This is a genomic window from Dorea hominis (assembly GCF_014287705.1).
Lineage (GTDB): Bacteria > Bacillota > Clostridia > Lachnospirales > Lachnospiraceae > Dorea_D > Dorea_D hominis.
The window spans coordinates 152962-171176 of record NZ_JACOOY010000003.1; the positions used below are offsets into that span (position 1 = coordinate 152962).

General features: G+C 40.0%; 14 protein-coding genes. 11 read left to right on the forward strand and 3 right to left on the reverse strand.

All coding sequences use genetic code 11. The annotated features are described in order from the left end of the window. The first annotated feature begins 52 nt into the window (after positions 1-52). From H8S07_RS03360 to H8S07_RS03410, 11 genes are all read left to right on the forward strand, one after another. On the forward strand, positions 53-727 hold the full coding sequence (locus H8S07_RS03360) for an ABC transporter ATP-binding protein (RefSeq protein ID WP_006426335.1): 675 nt from the start codon (positions 53-55) through the stop codon (positions 725-727). Then, a complete protein-coding gene (locus H8S07_RS03365; protein ID WP_186855411.1) occupies positions 724-3168 on the forward strand; it encodes an ABC transporter permease in 2445 nt (814 codons plus the stop codon). The genes H8S07_RS03360 and H8S07_RS03365 overlap by 4 nt, the downstream gene beginning before the upstream one ends. 510 nt (positions 3169-3678) lie before the next feature. Beyond that, a complete protein-coding gene (locus tag H8S07_RS03370) occupies positions 3679-6498 on the forward strand; it encodes a transglutaminase domain-containing protein (RefSeq protein WP_186855412.1) in 2820 nt (939 codons plus the stop codon). A 73-nt stretch (positions 6499-6571) separates the two neighbouring features. Continuing rightward, positions 6572-8410, forward strand: a complete 1839-nt coding sequence (locus H8S07_RS03375; protein ID WP_186855413.1) for a fibronectin type III domain-containing protein — start codon at positions 6572-6574, stop codon at positions 8408-8410. Positions 8411-8944: 534 nt separating this feature from the next. Then, positions 8945-9508 (forward strand): HD domain-containing protein, encoded by a 564-nt coding sequence (locus H8S07_RS03380; protein ID WP_186855414.1) that lies wholly within the window; start codon positions 8945-8947, stop codon positions 9506-9508. A 41-nt stretch (positions 9509-9549) separates the two neighbouring features. Beyond that, on the forward strand, positions 9550-9786 hold the full coding sequence (locus H8S07_RS03385) for a hypothetical protein (protein WP_118660077.1): 237 nt from the start codon (positions 9550-9552) through the stop codon (positions 9784-9786). Between the two features lie 2 nt (positions 9787-9788). Then, a complete protein-coding gene (gene moaC / locus H8S07_RS03390) occupies positions 9789-10265 on the forward strand; it encodes a cyclic pyranopterin monophosphate synthase MoaC (RefSeq protein ID WP_117537598.1) in 477 nt (158 codons plus the stop codon). After that, on the forward strand, positions 10262-11380 hold the full coding sequence (locus tag H8S07_RS03395) for a sulfate/molybdate ABC transporter ATP-binding protein (RefSeq protein WP_117537599.1): 1119 nt from the start codon (positions 10262-10264) through the stop codon (positions 11378-11380). The genes moaC and H8S07_RS03395 overlap by 4 nt, the downstream gene beginning before the upstream one ends. Before the next feature lie 418 nt (positions 11381-11798). Then, positions 11799-12041, forward strand: coding sequence for a winged helix-turn-helix transcriptional regulator (locus H8S07_RS03400; protein ID WP_186855436.1), 243 nt, complete (start codon positions 11799-11801; stop codon positions 12039-12041). A 22-nt stretch (positions 12042-12063) separates the two neighbouring features. Beyond that, on the forward strand, positions 12064-14190 hold the full coding sequence (locus H8S07_RS03405) for a CocE/NonD family hydrolase (protein WP_186855415.1): 2127 nt from the start codon (positions 12064-12066) through the stop codon (positions 14188-14190). Between the two features lie 293 nt (positions 14191-14483). Then, on the forward strand, positions 14484-14975 hold the full coding sequence (locus tag H8S07_RS03410) for a DUF2798 domain-containing protein (RefSeq protein WP_186855416.1): 492 nt from the start codon (positions 14484-14486) through the stop codon (positions 14973-14975). A gap of 86 nt (positions 14976-15061) precedes the next feature. On the opposite strand, the gene H8S07_RS03415 is transcribed toward H8S07_RS03410, so the two are convergent. The 3 genes from H8S07_RS03415 to H8S07_RS03425 all read right to left on the reverse strand — a co-directional run bounded on the left by H8S07_RS03415 (position 15062) and on the right by H8S07_RS03425 (position 18142). Next, the gene (locus H8S07_RS03415; protein WP_117537748.1) at positions 15062-16156 is read right to left on the reverse strand and encodes a glycerol dehydrogenase; all 1095 of its coding nucleotides are present in this window, start codon (positions 16154-16156) and stop codon (positions 15062-15064) included. A 184-nt stretch (positions 16157-16340) separates the two neighbouring features. Next, complete coding sequence (locus H8S07_RS03420) at positions 16341-17624, reverse strand: anti-sigma factor C-terminal domain-containing protein (protein ID WP_186855417.1); 1284 nt, start codon at positions 17622-17624, stop codon at positions 16341-16343. Continuing rightward, a complete protein-coding gene (locus H8S07_RS03425; RefSeq protein WP_186855437.1) occupies positions 17621-18142 on the reverse strand; it encodes an RNA polymerase sigma factor in 522 nt (173 codons plus the stop codon). Before H8S07_RS03425 ends, H8S07_RS03420 begins: the two co-directional genes overlap by 4 nt. Positions 18143-18215: the final 73 nt, after the last annotated feature.

The following is an 18215-nucleotide window of genomic DNA, read 5'->3' on the forward strand; positions in this document are numbered from 1 at the left end:
AGAAAGTGTGCTGAAAAGGTACGTTTTACAGAATTGAAAAGGAGGTAGCACATTGAGTGTGATATTAGAAACCAAGCAGCTTTGTAAGTTTTATGGCGCGGGTGAGAATCAGGTCAAAGCGGTCAATCAGGTGGACATTCAGATTGAGCAGGGAGAATTTGTCGCAATTGTCGGAAAGTCAGGTTCCGGTAAAAGTACATTACTTCATATGCTTGGAGGGCTAGACACCCCGACAAAAGGCAGTGTTACTTTAGCAGGGAAAGATTTATACAGGATGAAGGAAGATGCCCTTGCTGTTTTCCGCAGAAGAAAAATCGGATTTGTTTTTCAGGCATTTAATCTGGTTTCATCTGTTAATGTCTGGGAAAATATTGTACTGCCACTGGGGCTGGATGGAAGAAAAGTGGATGAAGCGTATGTAAATGATATCATTGCAACTCTGGGGATTGAAAACCGGATTTATAATCTGCCAAATCAGTTATCCGGAGGACAGCAGCAGAGAGTAGCAATTGCAAGAGCACTGGTGAATCGTCCGGAAATTATATTTGCAGATGAGCCGACAGGAAATCTTGATTCTAAGACCAGTGATGAGGTAATCGCTCTGCTTAAGATGACAGCAAAAAAATATGGACAGACAATTGTAATGATTACCCATGATGACGAAATTGCACAGGTCGCTGACCGTATTCTGGTGATTGAGGACGGACAGGTGGTGGATTTCAGATGAAGACAATAAGCAGGATTGCATATAGCAATGACAAAAGGAACAGGACAAGAAGTATACTGATCATGATGGCAATCTGTCTGACCACGATGCTGCTTGTTATCATCAGTACTGTGGGAAATGGGGTAATTCATTTACAGAAAAGTCAAGCGGCAGGATCATATGGAAGCAATTATGGTCTGTTTGTTTCCGCAGACGGATCGCAGCTAAAAGAAGTAAACCGCCGTGCGGAAATAGATGCTACAGGCACTATGTGCACCGAAGGTATCATAAAAGGCAATGAAAAAGGCGGGTTTGTCTGCATGGATGAGACTGCAAGAAAAATGCTTCCTTATAATAAAGAATATGAGTTGAAGGAAGGAAAGTATCCGGAAAAAATGCAGGAAATTGCCGCAGGAAGAGCATTTTTTCGTGCAATGGGGTATGGTGATGTAAAGATCGGAGATACGGTTACACTGGATTACCGCGCAGGGATGCAGTCAGAATATAAGCCGGAAGAATTTGTTGTCAGCGGAATCCTATATGACCGGGATGAGTATACCATCGAGGCATCTTATGTTGCTTTCGGGTCACAGGAGTTTTATGATGAGCACGTCGCAGAGAATGACAGACAGTATAATATTTATTTTACTTTAAATGATTCTGCAAATGTATCTATGAATAATATTGATTCGGTTATAAAGCAGATTGCAGCAGCTTGTGGGATCGAAGAAAAAAACGTTATAGTCAATGATCTCTATTTGCAATGGGTCTTGCAGCCGAGTTATGAAACGATTGCGGTATGCGGGGTTTTGATTCTTGCAATTGTACTTTTCTCTGTTGTGGTCATTTATAATATTTTTCAGGTCGGTATTGCCAACAAGATACAGGAGTATGGAAAAATCAAGGCTCTGGGAGCGACAAAAAAGCAGATGAAACAACTGATCTTCAGAGAGGGCATTTTTTTGACATTTTTTTCAATACCAGTTGGATTGCTTTTTGGCTTTCTGATTGCAAAATGCGGTTTTAACTGGCTGGTAGAACAGGGGAACCTTGTATCAACCGGAACTGGCTCTATGGGAGTTCAAAATCAGCAGGTGCCTCTGTTTTCCCTGCCTGTTATGCTTCTATGTATTTTCGTGTCATTTTTTACCGTTGCTTTGGCACTGCGTAAACCAATGAAAATTGTTTCACGGATTTCACCTATCGAAGCAACACGGTATTTAGAAAATGCAGAAACACACAAAAAAGGAAAACGAAATGGCAGAAAAAATGTCACCGTGTTTTCTATGGCAATGGCAAATATAACGGGTAATCCAAAAAGAACCATTGGTACCATTCTCACACTGGGGCTTTCCTGCGCATTGTTTGTGATTATCTCTAATTATGTAGGAAATATTGATACGGAGCATGAAGCACGTCTTTCCGTTAATCATGGACAATTTGAACTGCAGCTTGACTATTCTGCTGAGTACGATGAAAGATATCCGGAGAATAATCTGGATACGATTCTGACGGATAATCCATTGAATGATTCAATGATTGAAGAAATCAAAAGCATTCCAGGAGTGACAGATGTCATGACGAGAGAGATTGTCTCTGTAAATCTGAACGGAACAAGATTTCCGGCTGATATTGTGAGTAAAAATGATTTTGATTTTATGCGCCAAGACGGTGATATTGGCTCTATGGACTATGATAAGGCGGTAAAGAATGGTGATATTTTCTTTGGTTGGTCGGCATGGATGGAACAAGATGGATATGCTCCGGGTGAATCCATTGCATTTGACTTTGAGAATGGAAGTGGAACCTATACCTATCAGGGAAAGATTGCAGGATCCTTTGTAAGTGCGGACACTTATCTTGTCATTCCGGAAGGTGTATACCGTTCCATGAATCCGAGGGGAACAGCCTATGGCTATCTGTGGGTGGACTGTGATAAAAAAGATGTTGCATCTGTGGAACAGAGTCTGAATACTTTGATTTCTAATACTTCGCATATAAAAATGGATACCTATCATGCACAGTTACAATCTGCAGAATTCACAGCTCGCATGATGAAGCTTGGCTGTTATCTGTTTATGGCGGTTGTAGGACTCATCGGTTTTATGAATATGGCAAACACCATAATCATGAATATTACGACAAAAAAGCAGGAATATGGTGTATTACAGGCTGTGGGTATGACAAATAAACAATTAAATTTATGTCTGCAGTTACAGGGAATGATGTTTACGGTTGGTACCATATGCGTAGCTTTGATCATTGGTCTGCCGCTCGGCTATGCACTTTTTTCCTATGCAAAACATAATGGAATATTTGGAATGAATATCTATCATGTTCCAATCGTACCAATTTTTATTATGATTTTTTTGGTCGGTCTGTTGCAGATTGTACTTTCCTGCGTTTTAAGCAGTAATCTGAAAAAGGAAACGCTGGTAGAAAGAATAAGGTATCAGGGATAGCAAGTAAATAGAAAATGCATAGCGCTTGTCACCAATATGGTTCAAAAGGGATAAAAATGTATGGACCAATATATAATTGATATGCTAAAAGATCATGCACAAAGAGTAATCGAATATCGCACTGAAATGTCGAGATAGACAATTTATATATTTGCATAAAAAAAACATTGCTTCATCTTCATATGCAGAATAAAATTATTATATAAGCAACATATTCAAGTCGAGCAGCCGCGAGACTTGGCGTGTGATTAGGGTCAGCGTAAGCTGACATATTTTTTACAGATTAGGAGGACATGCGCGTGGAAAGAATTGAACCGGCAATTGTGCCACAGAGAAGACTGATCAAAGGAAAGGTATTCTTGTGGGAAAGTGCCAAAGACTGGCATGATATATGGGATCGAGAGGACGAATAATGGATAACCCGCTCTTGTTGAGAGCCTTTTTTAATTATAATGCAAGAAGAAGCAGATGAAAAGGAGAAATATTTATAAATATTCGAGGAGGAAGAGTATGAAAAAACGAATACTATCAGTACTGTTATCGGTGGTTGTGGCAACGACCATTTCTTCCGCAGTTCCATTAAGTGTGAAGGCGGAAACAACTGTAGATCAATCTGCAGAACAATCGGCAAATACGACATACGGCAGTAATACAAATCCCGGAAAAGTCGATGCAAATGATATCAAAGAATGGAGAGACAAGGCGAATGAAAATGATGTATTACCAGGTTGGTATCATTTCAAAGGAGCAGATACAAACTGGCATAGGATAGAATTCTGGCCAGATAAAGAATATACAATGAAGGATTATGAATCAGACAAGATTCTTATGACCTTTGAATTTTGGAAAAAATCGGGCAATTCTTATGAAAAGATAAAAGAGATGGATCTTAATAAGGGCTACAAGCAATTCAATTTTCATATGGATAAAGATACCGACTATTATGTTTATTTAGGCGGCGTAGATGACTGTTGTGGAAACTTTGAAATTAGAAGCCAAGGGAATATATATAATACATGGGAAGGAATAGAGATACCTTCGAATGCACAGCAACTTAGTAATTCACAAAGCAAACATGTAGATGTGTCTTCTTCGGAAGATATTCACTGGTTTAAATTTAAGGTACCGGAAAAAGGACGTTATAAGATTACCTATAAAGATACAAAAAACACGGCACGGTTGGATTTATTGAATGTATCCGAGAATCGTCTGGAATATCTGTCAGGACGCGAGGTTGTGCGAGATGGAGTTTCTTATTATGATTTAAAAGAGGGAGCTGTATGTTATATTGCCTGTACAAGTTTTGAAGGAGCAACTTCATATAATGTTTCCATAAAGAAAATCAATCAGACAAGAACTTATCTCAATAAAAAACATACCTTTGCAATAAGAAAAAAAACAAAAGCTTCAACAATCGCAAAAGCACAAGCTCAGACAAGTATTGAATATTTGAATAAAATTTATGCACCTGATCCATCGTTTTCAACACGCATTGATCATGTAGATCAAAGCGATGTCGCAGCATTTAAAAAGATGGCAGGTATCATTACCAAAGGATGTACTACAGACAAACAGAAAGTAGATGCCATTGCAAAATGGGTAAAAAATAATATTACTTATGATACCAATACAAGTTCTTATTCTACCGCAGTCTTTAAGAATCGAAGAGGAGACTGTCAAGGAATGTCTTCGTTGATCGCAGATTTTTGCCGTGCATTAGGAATGCCTGCAGCATATGCATCTGGATGGAAAGCTGATCTTACAAAATGGACGATCGATGATCTGTATCATTCTTATGACCGCCACAAGTTTGCCGGGCATGGATGGGATATGATTTATTTCGATGGAAAATGGCATATGTATGATGTTTTATTTGATAACTATGATATGACAGATGCGAATAAGATGACAGACTTAGGATATTATTTTTGCTGGGTGGAAGGAATATCAATTGTGGGAAATGGTGTAGACCCAGCTTTGATTGGAATGGACGATTCGCTTGAAAGAACCATCACAGCCGCATACTATAAGGGAGATATTGTTACGCTTGACGGCGGCCTTTTATGCAATCGTGGAAATGATTATAGCGTAGATCAGGATGGAGAAGTATGCAGCTCAACATATGAAGAGGCTACAGTTGGGCTTTGCTCTATTTGGATGGAAGATTTATATTTTCCAACACTTGCATCGTTCCAGCAATATTATCCGTATAGTGATAGGTTAGGTAGGCATGATGGATTTAAGTATGAAGATGGAAGAAAAAATCCAGAAAGTGGTTATAATTATGTTGATGGATGGGTAAGCTACGGCAATGGTAAGTATTTTGCAGATCCTGATAGTGTTTTAAGAAATATGGATATCGGAACCATTGGCGGGAAAACATATTATTTTGATCAAAATGGTAAGAAACAGACTTTAAATATGAAAACAGATCAATATTATATGTACAAAGGACAACTTTACGTAAAAACAGGAGTAAGTGGACGAATTGTCACTACGGATATTGCAGGATCATATTTAGACAACCCCAAATATGAGATTGTATATGAATATGTGCAGGCCTTTGATGAAAAAGGGAATACGGTAGATGGAAAAACTTTGCTTAAGATTAATAGTGACAAGCATACAGTTACAACTTTGAAACCAGGGTATGTATGGTATACAATTGCTGTTCGCGAAAAAGGTGAAGAGGGCTGGATAACAACTGGTGATTCTATTATGTTTAATATTACAAATAAAGATAAGCCGGCATACAGCTATAAAGATTCAAAGGTTTCATCCGATGAACACCCAAAACCAAATGTGACACCAAGCACGGCACCAACAATCAAAGCAGTATCGCTATCCAAAACATCATATACTTACGATGGGAAAGTGAAAAATCCAACGATCAAAGTATACAATGCAGAGGGCAAACAGATTTCTTCCCAATATTACACAGTAAAGAAGTCATCTGGCCGTAAAAATGTTGGTAAATACAAATATACAATAACATTTAAAAATGGATACAAAGGGAAAAAGATAGCTTACTTCACGATCAATCCAAAATCAGCAAAACTGACCTCATTCAAAAGAGGATTAAATGGATTTACAGCAAAATGGGGAAAAGTAGCTACGCAAGCTTCTGGATATCAGATTCGATACAGCATGAAATCTTCCATGGCTGGATCAAAAGTAGTGACAGTTAAAAACTACAAGACGACATCCAAAAAGATCACACATCTTAAGAAAAATAAGAAATATTATGTTCAGATCCGTACATATAAAACAGTGTCCAAAGTAAAATATTATTCTGGATGGAGTGGCAAGAAAACGGTTGTGACAAAATAAAAAACAATCTTCTTGTGTTTACGTATCACGAGTTATATACTTAAAGTGTTAGAATTTATGAGGAGGATATGCCATGAGAAAGATGATGAAAAGGGCAGGAGCGGTAGTACTTTCGCTTGCTGTAGCAATGTCGATGTTATTTTCATTAGCTGCATTGCCACAGATGAAAGTATCTGCTGCCGGAGAAATGAGTCGGTTGAAGAAGTGGTCATTGGTCGCAGCAATGCTTGGTGATGACGTTTATTTCACGGGAAAACCAACAGATGAAACAGCTGCAAAATATACTGCTGCAGAATATTTCTGGAATGGCGAGGAAAAGGTTCTCGCATCAGATTTTTGCAGTCAGGTAAAAGATTATTTTGCGGGAGAAGAAGATTTTGACGAAGCGAAATTGGCAAATATCGGAGAAAATGATTTCTTTTCCTATGACAGTGCTACGCAGGAAGTGACAATCAAAGGAGTATATGGTGGAGACTCATTGCAGTGCATTGAGCTTGGACAATCAGAAGACGGAAACGATGACTATGGTGTCTGGGTTGATCCTGAAGAGCCAAATCTCAAACCATACTATACAATATTAGAGTTTAATGATGACGGTGCAATTGTATCCTACAAGAAACTCTCAGATGAGGCAGTACAATTTACATTTGATGTTGGTTTGGAAAATGAAGATGGAGAAGTGACAAATAGCCTCACAACAGAAACTAACAAGGTGTTCATTCCGAAGAATTGTACAGCAAAGTTCAGCTACTGGATCACGATCAAAGCAGATGAAGATAAGATGCCGGTACAATTCACAAGTGATGGTGTATTGGGAGATATTTTTGCACTGGATCTTAAAAGTGCTTCGCCAAAAATTGTAAGCACGGAGGATGACATACTTTCAACAGAAAAAACAGGTTCTACCCAAATTACTTATGAGGTTACATCTCCGGAAACAGGAGTTACATTGTTCAAGCAAACAGTGCCATGTACTTGTTTTGAACTGTCGGTAGAAGGATGTGATTCGCCATACGGGTGGATCAACATGCTTCCGAAAGAAAGTATGACGCTGAAAGCCAATATTAAAGGATATGACAGTAAGAAAGTTACATATATGTGGAATTCAATGGCATATAATATTGCCCAGGGTGGATCTACTTGTACGGTAAAAGCATCATCTTCTCTTGGCGAAGGTACAGTAGATATCTCTCCATGTTTTGACGGAGAACCTGTGCAATATTCATACGAGCAAGCTGTGAATGTTAGAAACTGCAAATTAGCTGTTTCTATCAATGATATGAAGACATTTAAGAAAGCAACAGAACCATTAAAGGTAGGAGAAACTTATTGGCTTAACTTGGGTGGTGCAGACTGGGGCTGGAACTATAAGAATGGATCTCATACATTCTATAAGATCAAGCTTTCACAAAACGGTAAAACACTTAACATTGATGACAATGAAAAGGCTTTGAAATCAGATTTTGCCAATATTGGTATTGGTGCCGGCGGAGGTGTACCAAACCGTATTCTGACTCCAAAGAAAGCGGGAACATTGACAATCACCGGAACGATTTACCGCAATGGAAAAGCTTTCAAAACTGTGACAAAAAAGGTTAAGATCACAAACAAAGTTTCAGTTAAGAAGACAATTCTTTCCAGCGTGAAAAATGTAAAAGGCAAAAAGATGCTGGTAAAATGGAAAAAGAATACATCCGGAAATGGTTACCAAATCCAGTATTCTACAAGCAGTAAATTTGCCAAAGGAAATAAGACAAAGACAATCAGTAAAAATAGTACAACAAGCTGTACGATCAGTAAGCTGAGCAAAAACAAGACATACTATGTACGTATCTGCACTTGTAAGAAAGTTGCGAAAAAGACATACTACTCTGGATGGAGTACTGTAAAAAAAGTAAAGATTACAAAGTAAAAGAATGAGATGCGAAAAGGATTTCCAGGAGGTTTCTGGAAATCCTTTTTTGCATATGTGCGCCTAGCGGCGCACGTTTCTAACGGGTTAAAGTCCCGAATCCACCCGGTAGTGGGAAGGATATAGCCGACTAACTCATGGACAAATCTCTGGTCTGACGAACAGAAATCTCATATGAGGTTATGCATGGGGGTACCACTGCTTGACATTAATGCGTGAAGTAACATAGTCTATTTAACATGATATATTATGCATTTTGCAAAATGCAAATAAAAAATGAAAACGGAAGGTAGTCAAGGGAGAAAAGGTAGTACTGGTAGAGAAAGGCGCGACCAAGCGAAGCAGGGGTGGCGCGGTTATAACAATTGCGAGTGCATTATTGTTGGTATTATAAATGAAAAATAAATGACAGGAAGAGGTGTCAGATGGTTCTGGCATCTTTTTTTATTGCTAGTGATTGTGTTATACTGGACTTGTTTAACTGGAGATAGAACTTAAACTATAAAATAAAGTATAAAACGAAGGAACAGTCATATGAGTGAATATATAACGACTTATACAGGAATACATTTTAAACCGACAGAACCGAAACCGGAGCTAATCCGGGTGGAAGACATTGCGCATGCGCTCTCGATGATTTGCCGGGGAAATGGACATGTGCATACATTCTGGTCGGTGGCAGAACATTGCATCTGTTGTGCGAAGGAAGCGGCAGCCAGAGGTTTGCCGGACCGCATGGTGCTTGCGTGCCTGCTTCATGACGCCAGCGAGTGTTATATGTCGGATGTCCCGACACCTTTTAAGAAGCAGCTCCCGGAGTACGAGGAGCGCGAAGAACGTCTGCTTCGCATGATTTATGAGAAATTTCTTGGCTCGGCATTGACGGAAGAAGAACAGGAGCAGTTAGATGAAATTGATCATGCTCTGGTCTTATATGATCTGGAAGTGCTGCTGAAAGAAAAACAGCAGGAGGAGAAGCCGGAGCTTCGCATTGAGCTGGATTATACGGTGTGTTCGTTTGATGTGGCGGAGGCAGAGTATTTGCAGATTTTCAGGAAGTATTATGAAAATCTACAGAGAGACAAAGGAATATCATGAGTATAGAAAATAAACAGGATGAATTATAAAGGAGATATACTATGAACGCAAAACGAGTGATTGCACTTATTGCAGCACTGGCAATACCGGTGCTATATATCATCACAATAATATTATTTATGATAGGAAGCGATTATGCCAATCTGTTTCTGGCGGTGTCACTGGGAGGAACATTTTTCCTGACACCGGTCATTTTTCTGCTGACGAGAGTGCCAAAAGATATCGGAGAAGTGAGCGGAAACATTGCAGATATGTTAAAGAAAGATAAGGAAGAGTAACGATGAGTGATTTTACACATTTTAACAAGCAGGGTGAAGCCGTTATGGTGGATGTTAGCGAGAAGAAAGATACAGTAAGGGAGGCAACAGCGTCCGGACGGATACGGATGTCGGAAGAGTGTTACCTGAAAGTAAAAAATGATGATATGAAAAAGGGAGATGTGCTTGGTGTCGCGCGTATTGCCGGAATCATGGGCGCTAAGAAGACTTCCGAGCTGATCCCGCTGTGTCACATATTAAACTTAAGTAAACTGGAAGTGGAATTTATCTTCAATGACAATACTTTTGAAATTGAGACAAGGTGCACAGCGAAGACAACCGGGAAGACCGGTGTGGAAATGGAAGCGCTGACCGGGGTAAATGTTGCTTTGCTTACGATTTATGATATGTGTAAGGCAGTGGATAAGGGAATGGAAATAAATGAAGTACATTTGCTGCGCAAATCCGGCGGCAAAAGTGGAGTGTGGGAGAGACAATGATTGAGATAAACATACAGAAAACATTGGGCAGATTTCATCTGGATATGCATGTGAAAAGTAATAGCAAAAGAATCGGCATCCTTGGTGCAAGTGGCTGTGGAAAAAGTATGACATTAAAGTGTATTGCGGGGATAGAGACACCGGATCAGGGGCAGATTGTACTGGAAGAGCGGATTTTGTATGACAACACTCAGAAGATTAACATCAAACCGCAGAAGAGAAAGATTGGTTATCTTTTTCAGAATTATGCGCTGTTTCCGACGATGTCTGTGCGGAAAAATATTATGGCAGGACTTCGATGCAGCCAGGAAGAGCAGGAAAAAATTGCGGATCAGATGATTGAGAAATTCCAGCTGACCGGATTGGGAAACAGACTTCCGGGGGAACTGTCCGGCGGGCAGCAGCAGCGAGTGGCGCTGGCAAGAATTATGGCATATGAACCGGATGCGATTTTGCTGGATGAGCCATTTTCAGCGCTGGATGAATTTCTGAAAGATAAATTGCAGCAGGAACTGATGGAAATGCTGGAAGATTATCCGGGTACGGTTATTTTAGTGTCTCACAGCAGGGATGAGATTTATCGTTTCAGTGAAGAACTTGTCATTATGGATAAGGGAAAAGTGGTATGCGCCGGAAAGACAGAAGAGATTTTTGCATACCCGGAGTGGAAAGAAGCAGCAAGATTGACCGGGTGTAAAAATATCACGAAAGTAATCCGTGAAGATGCCCATCATTTACAGGTACCGGCATGGGAAATCTGTCTTGCACTGAAGCAGGAGATATCGGAAGAAATCCAGTACATAGGAATCCGCGCACATGACTTTGTGCCGGTGTGGGATGAGATTTCAGATGAAGGAAAGCGGAATCAGGAGAAAGCGAATGAAAATTTGAATAACAACCGGATCCCGGTGAAAATTGAAAGTGTAGCAAAACTTCCATTTGAGCACAGATTTTTTCTGCGGATATCCGAGAAATGCCGGGAAGAAAATGTAGAAACAGAAGCAAGCGAAAATGTGTGTTGGTTTGTGCAGCGCGACCAGTGGAAAATGCTGGAAGAGCGAGGTCTCCCGGCATGGCTCTATCTCCCGGAGGAGAAGATATTATTATTAAAATAAATATCAGAGTGTTGTAAGTACTTTCTGTTGATTTGCGTTGTATCAGGATTATGTGCCGGGATGCATGTGTGTCTGGCTTGAATCTGGTTTTATTTTATTGGGGAAGGCACTCTCCGACAAGTACACACAATTAAGTGGTGTAGTGCCCTGGAGGAAACGATTGCGTGTTTATAAGGAAATTCGGAGTCTTTGAAATACAAAAAATTTAAGAAGGTGATGGAAAAACAGATGGGAATATTGGATAAAAGAATCGAATGTGTTATCATAAGCATGTAGCGAAAACTTCAAGGGTTATGAATATTCGGAGAAGGATTACGTGAGTGCAAAGCACAGAGCAATTTGCATAATTGGATACAGGAAAAGCAAGGTTAAGTATATGAGTGTACAGGGAAATGCAAAGACGTAGCCGGCATGTCCGATAGAGACAACGCTGACATTGAATGGAGATAAATGGAAAGTGCTGATCTTGAGAGATTTGCTGACCGGGACGAAACGGTTCGGTGAATTGAAGAAATCAATTGGAAGTGTGTCGCAGAAAGTTGAGTATTCCCTGACGAAACTTGGGTGGAGCCTGCAGCCGATCCTGGATGCCATAAAAGACTGGGGCGAAGACTATAAGAGCAGTCTGGAGAAAAAATACGAAAATCATAAAAAGATATGATTTGTCATTTGGAGGTTTTACAATGGAAGAAAAGTGTTACAGTAAAGTACCGGTATTTGAAAATGGAATGGCTCAGCCAGTATTTCCATTTACCGATGGGAAAAGCGGAGAAAAATACGATGCGAAGACATCTGATACTGTGAGATATTGTGTTTATGTTGAATCCGATTATGATATGGACGGAGACGGAAAAAGAGATCTTGTCAAAGCATTGATCCAAGTTCCGCGAAGTGCTGTAGAGGGAAATTATAAAGCACCTGCTTTATTCGAGGCGCGTCCGTACTGTGCCGGTGTGCAGGAAGACGGATATCAGCATATGAAAGATGTAGCGGAGAAGGAGTACCGCAAATTTGATATGGAAGAGTTGAATCACAAGGCAGATCCGCGTGTACCGACTGGTTCTATCAGTGCAATGGAACTGGCACTTAAAACAGATCCGTCTGACTGGTATTACCCGGATAAAGGGAACAACAACAGTATGGTTTACGAGAATTTAGAGAATTTTAACTATTATCTTGTGCGTGGATTTGCAGTGATTGTCAGCGCAGGATTTGGTGCACTCGGCTCAGATGGATTTAATTTTGTCGGTTCAGATTTTGAAAGAGATGCTTTCAAATGTGTGGTAGAATGGCTGCACGGAGACCGCACTGCTTACGCAGACCGCACAGGAACAACCGAGACAAAGGCAGACTGGTGCAATGGAAAAGTTGCCATGACTGGAAGATCTTATGCAGGAACAATGCCATTTGCAGTGGCAACAACCGGTGTGGAAGGTCTTAAGACAATCGTTCCGGTTGCAGGAATCGCAGACTGGTACACACAGCAGAATATGCAGGGTGCACAGCGTTACTGGCCAAAAGAGATGTTAAATAGTTTTCTGGCTTACTACTGCTCCAGCCGCTATAATGACGAGACATTATCTGAGAAGCAGCTGGATGATATCGCCGCATTTCATCACGAATTAAGTTTGCAGCAGTTAAAATGTGGATTTGACTATGATCCGGAGTTCTGGGGAAGCGGAAATTATCGCTTAAATGCAGATAAGATCAAATGCAGCGCTCTGATCGTACAGGGATTGAATGATGAGAATGTTTCAACGAAACAGTTTGAGATGATGTACCGTTCTTTCAAACAGGCAGGACAGACAGTGAAGACAATCGTGCATCAGGGACCACATATCACACCGACTATGCCGAATAAAAATTACGGTATTTTGCTCAATGGTCAATTCTATGATGACGTTGTAAATAAATGGATTTCTCATTATCTGTTTGATGTGGAAAATGATGCAGAAGAGATGCCGGAAGTTCTGGCACAGACGAACTATGATCAGAAGAAGTGGGAAACAGAAAAGTCATGGCTCGTAAGTGACAGCATGAAGCTTAACAGCGCTGAATCGGGAGAGGCAGTGATCGATACAGACTGGGAGAAAGCCGGAATCAGTGCAGAAAACTTCGATGACGTGATGGGTATTACATCTACCAACATGGGCAAACGTTATGTGACAGCACCATTTGAGAAAGCTGTTACAGTGCAGGGTACTGTGTGCCTGAAGATGAGAGCTGCATTAAAAGACGGAGATGCGGAATGCGATTTCCATCCGGAGAACAGAAATGATGCAGATACACTTACGATGAAGCTTGGAAACTCAAAAATTTCCGGTAAGATGGATGATGTGGAAGTTGCAGTTCTTCTCTGCGATGTGTGTGATGAGGAATTTGACAGCATTCAGACAGTTGATCCGGAGAGAAATATTGTTCCGGTAGAGGTCGTAAAAGAAGGTGGCATTGTAAATGGCGGAGATCTTCCGGCATTTGATGAAGCTGAATTTAAGACAGTACATAAAAAATACCGTGTGATCACAAGAGCATTTGCAGACCTGTGTAACCCGGAAGCAGGATACGAACCGGAGACAGCGCAGAACAGTATTGAACTTAAAAAGGGTGAATATCACGATTATAACATTTATCTGAATGCGACCAGATATACGGTGCAGCCGGGACATAGCCTTGCGATTGTAATTGCAACAGAAGATCCGGTAAACTGCCTGATCCATAAGACTTACAGTGTTGCAATCGATAATGCATCTGTGAAAGCGGAAGTACCTGTGACAAAAGCAGCAGAGGACAGAACATTAACTCTGAAATAGCAGAAGCGATTGTCTTAGATATGTTATGATGATGTGTTATAAGATGAGATGTAAATGAAAGAGATGCCAGGAAAGTAAGATAATGCTTTCCTGGTAAAAATCAAAGAATATTTTGGAGTTGAGAGTTGCATTTTCGACGGGAATTTGTTAGAATAATTAACCGTATGAAAAATAAATAAAGATTTTGGTATTAATTGGAAACGACACAAGTGTATGCTTGATTAACGAACAACACAAGTGTCTTTTTTTTTGTACCCATTTTAAGAATTTATGAGAGAAAAGGAGAACAAACAATGCCAAAAACTTTATTTCAAAACATTTTTTTTACACTGATGATGTCATTTTTGATGGTCTACGTCATGGTCTGTTACAATATCGCACTGAACATGGGTGGAATGAGCAATGAAATTTTCCTGATGGCTTTTGGAGAAATGAAAATCATGTGGCCGGTTGCATTTTTACTGGAGTTCTTTGTAGTAGATAAGATGGCACATGCACTTGCGTTCCGTATTGTGACACCGAAGGACAGACAGATTGTAATCGTACTTGCAATTTCTGCAATGATCGTATGCATTATGTGTCCGGTTATGAGTCTGATCGCGACAGTACTTTTCAAAAATGCAGGAGCAAATGTGATTGCAACATGGTTTGAAACAACATTTTTTAATTTCCCGGTTGCATTATTCTGGCAGATTTTTTACTGCGGACCGTGTATTCGTTTTATTTTTGGAAAATTATTTCCGGAAAAGGAAAATGCATCAGATGCAGTAGGTGCGGAATCATAGAAAAATGTTATAATTAAGAAATATAACGGGGCTGGCGCGCTAGTAATCATTAAAGCGCCAGCCCCGTTTGTTAATGTATGATTATATTATTTGCCAAGTGCGAGCTTACCCATTGCATCTGCCTGAAGGATAGCATCATACAGTTCAACCGGCTGTACGTCGCCGGCAAGATTGTGGATGGTTTCACCTGGTACACAGGCATTTTTGGCGATTGTTTCAACCTGTTCTGCAGTAGTAACTCCAATTTCTTCAAGTGTAACAGGAAGACCGACTTCCATACAGAAATTCTGTACTTCTTCAAATTCTTCTTTTGGAACACCTTCCAGAATAAGCTGAACCAATGTTCCGAGTGCAACGCAGCAGCCGTGGTCGGCATGTGCGATTCCAAGAGAAGTTACACCGTTGTAGAAAGAGTGTGCAGCGGCACAGTTTACATTATCAGCACCAACACCGGAAAGATATACATTTGCCTCTACAATATTCTCCAAAGCAGGAGTAACAGCATGTACTTTGCATGCTTCTACAGCCTGTTTACCATATTCACGAAGTGTGTCATAACACAATCTTGCAAGTGCTTGACCGGCTCTTGTGATTCCAGTACCTTCCAGACTGGCAGATTCAGTACGGATAGAAGCGCGACCTTCAAAATAAGTTCCGAGTGCATCGCCCATTCCTGCAATGAGGAATTTTACCGGCGCATTGGCGATGACCGTCGTATCAACCATGACTGCATCCGGGTTAGTAGGATAGAATAAATATTTATCAAAACTATGATCGTCGTTGTAAATAACGGAAAGTCCGGTACATGGTGCATCAGTTGCAGCAACCGTAGGAACAATAACGATATGTTTTCCTGAATAGTATGCAGTTGCTTTTGCTGTATCGACTGCACTTCCACCTCCGACAGCAACAACAGTGTCTATTTTGTCTTCTTTTACAATGTCTTGCATTTTGGCTATTTCACTTTTGCTGGAAATGCCGCCGAAAATTTCATAACGTCTGTAGTCGTCTAAATCTCTAAAACTCTGCTCGATTTTATCGTGGCAGGCTTTATATCCGCTCCGGGAACAGACAAATAACCATCTTTTTCCCATATAGCCCATTTCTTCCTGAAACTTCAAAAGTGCATCTCTGCCCTGTACATATTTGAGTGGTTCACGCATTGCTCTAAGTCTCTCCATCATGATCAGTTACCTCCTGAAATTATATATATCTTTTTGTTGCCGTCTATAGTATAGCATAATTTCAAAAAAAGTGTGATAATTTTTTAACATATTAATTAAAAAAATAACGATGGGTTTAATGTGATAAAGTGTTAAATTTGGGACGGGGATTTTCTAGAAAATCCCCGTCCCAAATTTAGTTTTACTGCATCTCTTCTGTATAGATTGAATAGACTTCTTTCTGATTAATCAGTTCCTCCAGAGTTTCTTTATCCGTAACGGTTGCGTATCCATAGATGTGAAGTCCGTGTTTCTTCACATAGGATTTCGCCTGTGCAAGTATTCCGGCATTAAAAGTTCCTGTATTACCGGATTCGGACATCATCTGTACAAATTTTTCCTGATCGGTAAGGTAATTTAAAAGGCTCAGAAAATGCTGCTTCGCATATTTTCCTTTGTATAGATTTTTAATTGCACTATCTGCTTCATCAATCCAGCCATCTTTATTGATCTTACATCCCGGAAATAAATTAGGATATTTCTTATCATTCCATGCAATCGGGCTGAAAGAAGAAGGATTGCATACGAAACCGATATTTGAGGTATGGAGTGTATAGGACGGATCACCATCTAAAGAATCAAATGCATTTGTCTGCACACCACACCATACTTCGTTGATCTTCTGCTTTTGAATATATTTTGCAAAAGAAGGATAATCCATAATATTTTCCAGAGATACATAAGCTAAGTACATTTTACGTGAATCCAGATCTTTGATGTAAGCTTTTGAATCTTCTTTGTTTCCACCGGCGCTTGTGGAAATAGATTCGTCTTCTTTCAAATCTGCAACTTTTTCCATGTATGCAACATTTTCAGAAGCAGAAGAGGTTTTTGACTTTGCATCTGCCTGATTCCAGAAAAATGAATTGCCGACTGGCGTTTTTAAAACATTGCTGTCATAGTAATGGATTTTTCCGCGTGTAATATAACCGGAGACATCTGTCATCGTTCCGGTCATGCTGAAAGTCTGTGGAATTGTAAAATTATAATCGCCATATCCTTTTGATTCCACAGTGGCAGAAACTCTGCGCTTACCCGGAAGAAACAGTTCTGTGTAAGCTGCCATATCCCGGCTGAACTGTGTCTGGGTGGATTGACCGGCCTTGGCTTCTTTGGCAGGATTATAATAAAATCTGGAAACGACTGACGGCAGGCAAAATTGTATAAATAACACCAGTACAAGTGTGACTGCAAGCACAGCGAGTCCAAGTTTGCGGAAAGCACTTCGGATAGAGCGGTTGACGACTTTGATAAAATCGGTATCGTCTTTTTCCATAAATACATCGCCTAATTCCGGAATTTCCTCTTTTTCATAAAGATAATCACCAATAGCTTCCTGACGCTCAATGTCCTGTTCTATTTTTTTTTGCTGTTCCGGCTCAAGTTCGCCGGCTTTATATAATTCAATTAATTCACGATAAGTCATCTTGTTCCCTCCTGATATGATATAAGATATTTTTTGAGCTCTTTTTTCGCACGATAGGCAAGCATTTTCACGCTGCCGGTAGTGAGCCGTAGCATGGCGGCAATTTCTTTCTGGGAAAAATCTCCAAAATATTGTAAAAGAATGACTTCTTTCTGCTGTCCTTTTAAATGGTGGATCGCTTCCCAAAGCTGTTTTGTCCCTTCTTTTTGTAAAATTTCTTCCAGAACATCCTTCTTGATAAAATATTCCGAAATAGGAGCTACATCTTCTGTATGGATTGCCTCCAGTGATGCAAGAGTTTTTGCTTTCTTATAATAATTGTAGTAAAGATTTCTCGCTACCATATAAAGCCAGGCACGCATATTGGTGTGAGAATCCTTCAGCGAAAGCCAGGCTTTTAAAAATGTATCCTGTAAAATATCGTCAGTTACAGTGCAGTTTGAACTGAGTGAATAGATGTAAAGATACAGTTCTCTGTAGTAGCGTTTATACAGTTGTTCCAGTAAATATTTGTTCAGATCCTCACCCCCTCACTTTCATACTTGAGATATCCGTAGCTTTCTTAACTATATAACAATTTTGCTTTAAAGA

What these genes read in the sequence shown, in the direction of transcription:
- H8S07_RS03365 (WP_186855411.1), top strand. Translation starts at nt 724, where the DNA reads ATGAAGACAATAAGCAGGATTGCATATAGCAATGACAAAAGGAACAGG.
- H8S07_RS03370 (WP_186855412.1), top strand. Translation starts at nt 3,679, where the DNA reads ATGAAAAAACGAATACTATCAGTACTGTTATCGGTGGTTGTGGCAACG.
- H8S07_RS03375 (WP_186855413.1), top strand. Translation starts at nt 6,572, where the DNA reads ATGAGAAAGATGATGAAAAGGGCAGGAGCGGTAGTACTTTCGCTTGCT.
- H8S07_RS03380 (WP_186855414.1), top strand. Translation starts at nt 8,945, where the DNA reads ATGAGTGAATATATAACGACTTATACAGGAATACATTTTAAACCGACA.
- H8S07_RS03385 (WP_118660077.1), top strand. Translation starts at nt 9,550, where the DNA reads ATGAACGCAAAACGAGTGATTGCACTTATTGCAGCACTGGCAATACCG.
- moaC (WP_117537598.1), top strand. Translation starts at nt 9,789, where the DNA reads ATGAGTGATTTTACACATTTTAACAAGCAGGGTGAAGCCGTTATGGTG.
- H8S07_RS03395 (WP_117537599.1), top strand. Translation starts at nt 10,262, where the DNA reads ATGATTGAGATAAACATACAGAAAACATTGGGCAGATTTCATCTGGAT.
- H8S07_RS03405 (WP_186855415.1), top strand. Translation starts at nt 12,064, where the DNA reads ATGGAAGAAAAGTGTTACAGTAAAGTACCGGTATTTGAAAATGGAATG.
- H8S07_RS03410 (WP_186855416.1), top strand. Translation starts at nt 14,484, where the DNA reads ATGCCAAAAACTTTATTTCAAAACATTTTTTTTACACTGATGATGTCA.
- H8S07_RS03415 (WP_117537748.1), bottom strand. Translation starts at nt 16,156, where the DNA reads ATGGAGAGACTTAGAGCAATGCGTGAACCACTCAAATATGTACAGGGC.
- H8S07_RS03420 (WP_186855417.1), bottom strand. Translation starts at nt 17,624, where the DNA reads ATGACTTATCGTGAATTAATTGAATTATATAAAGCCGGCGAACTTGAG.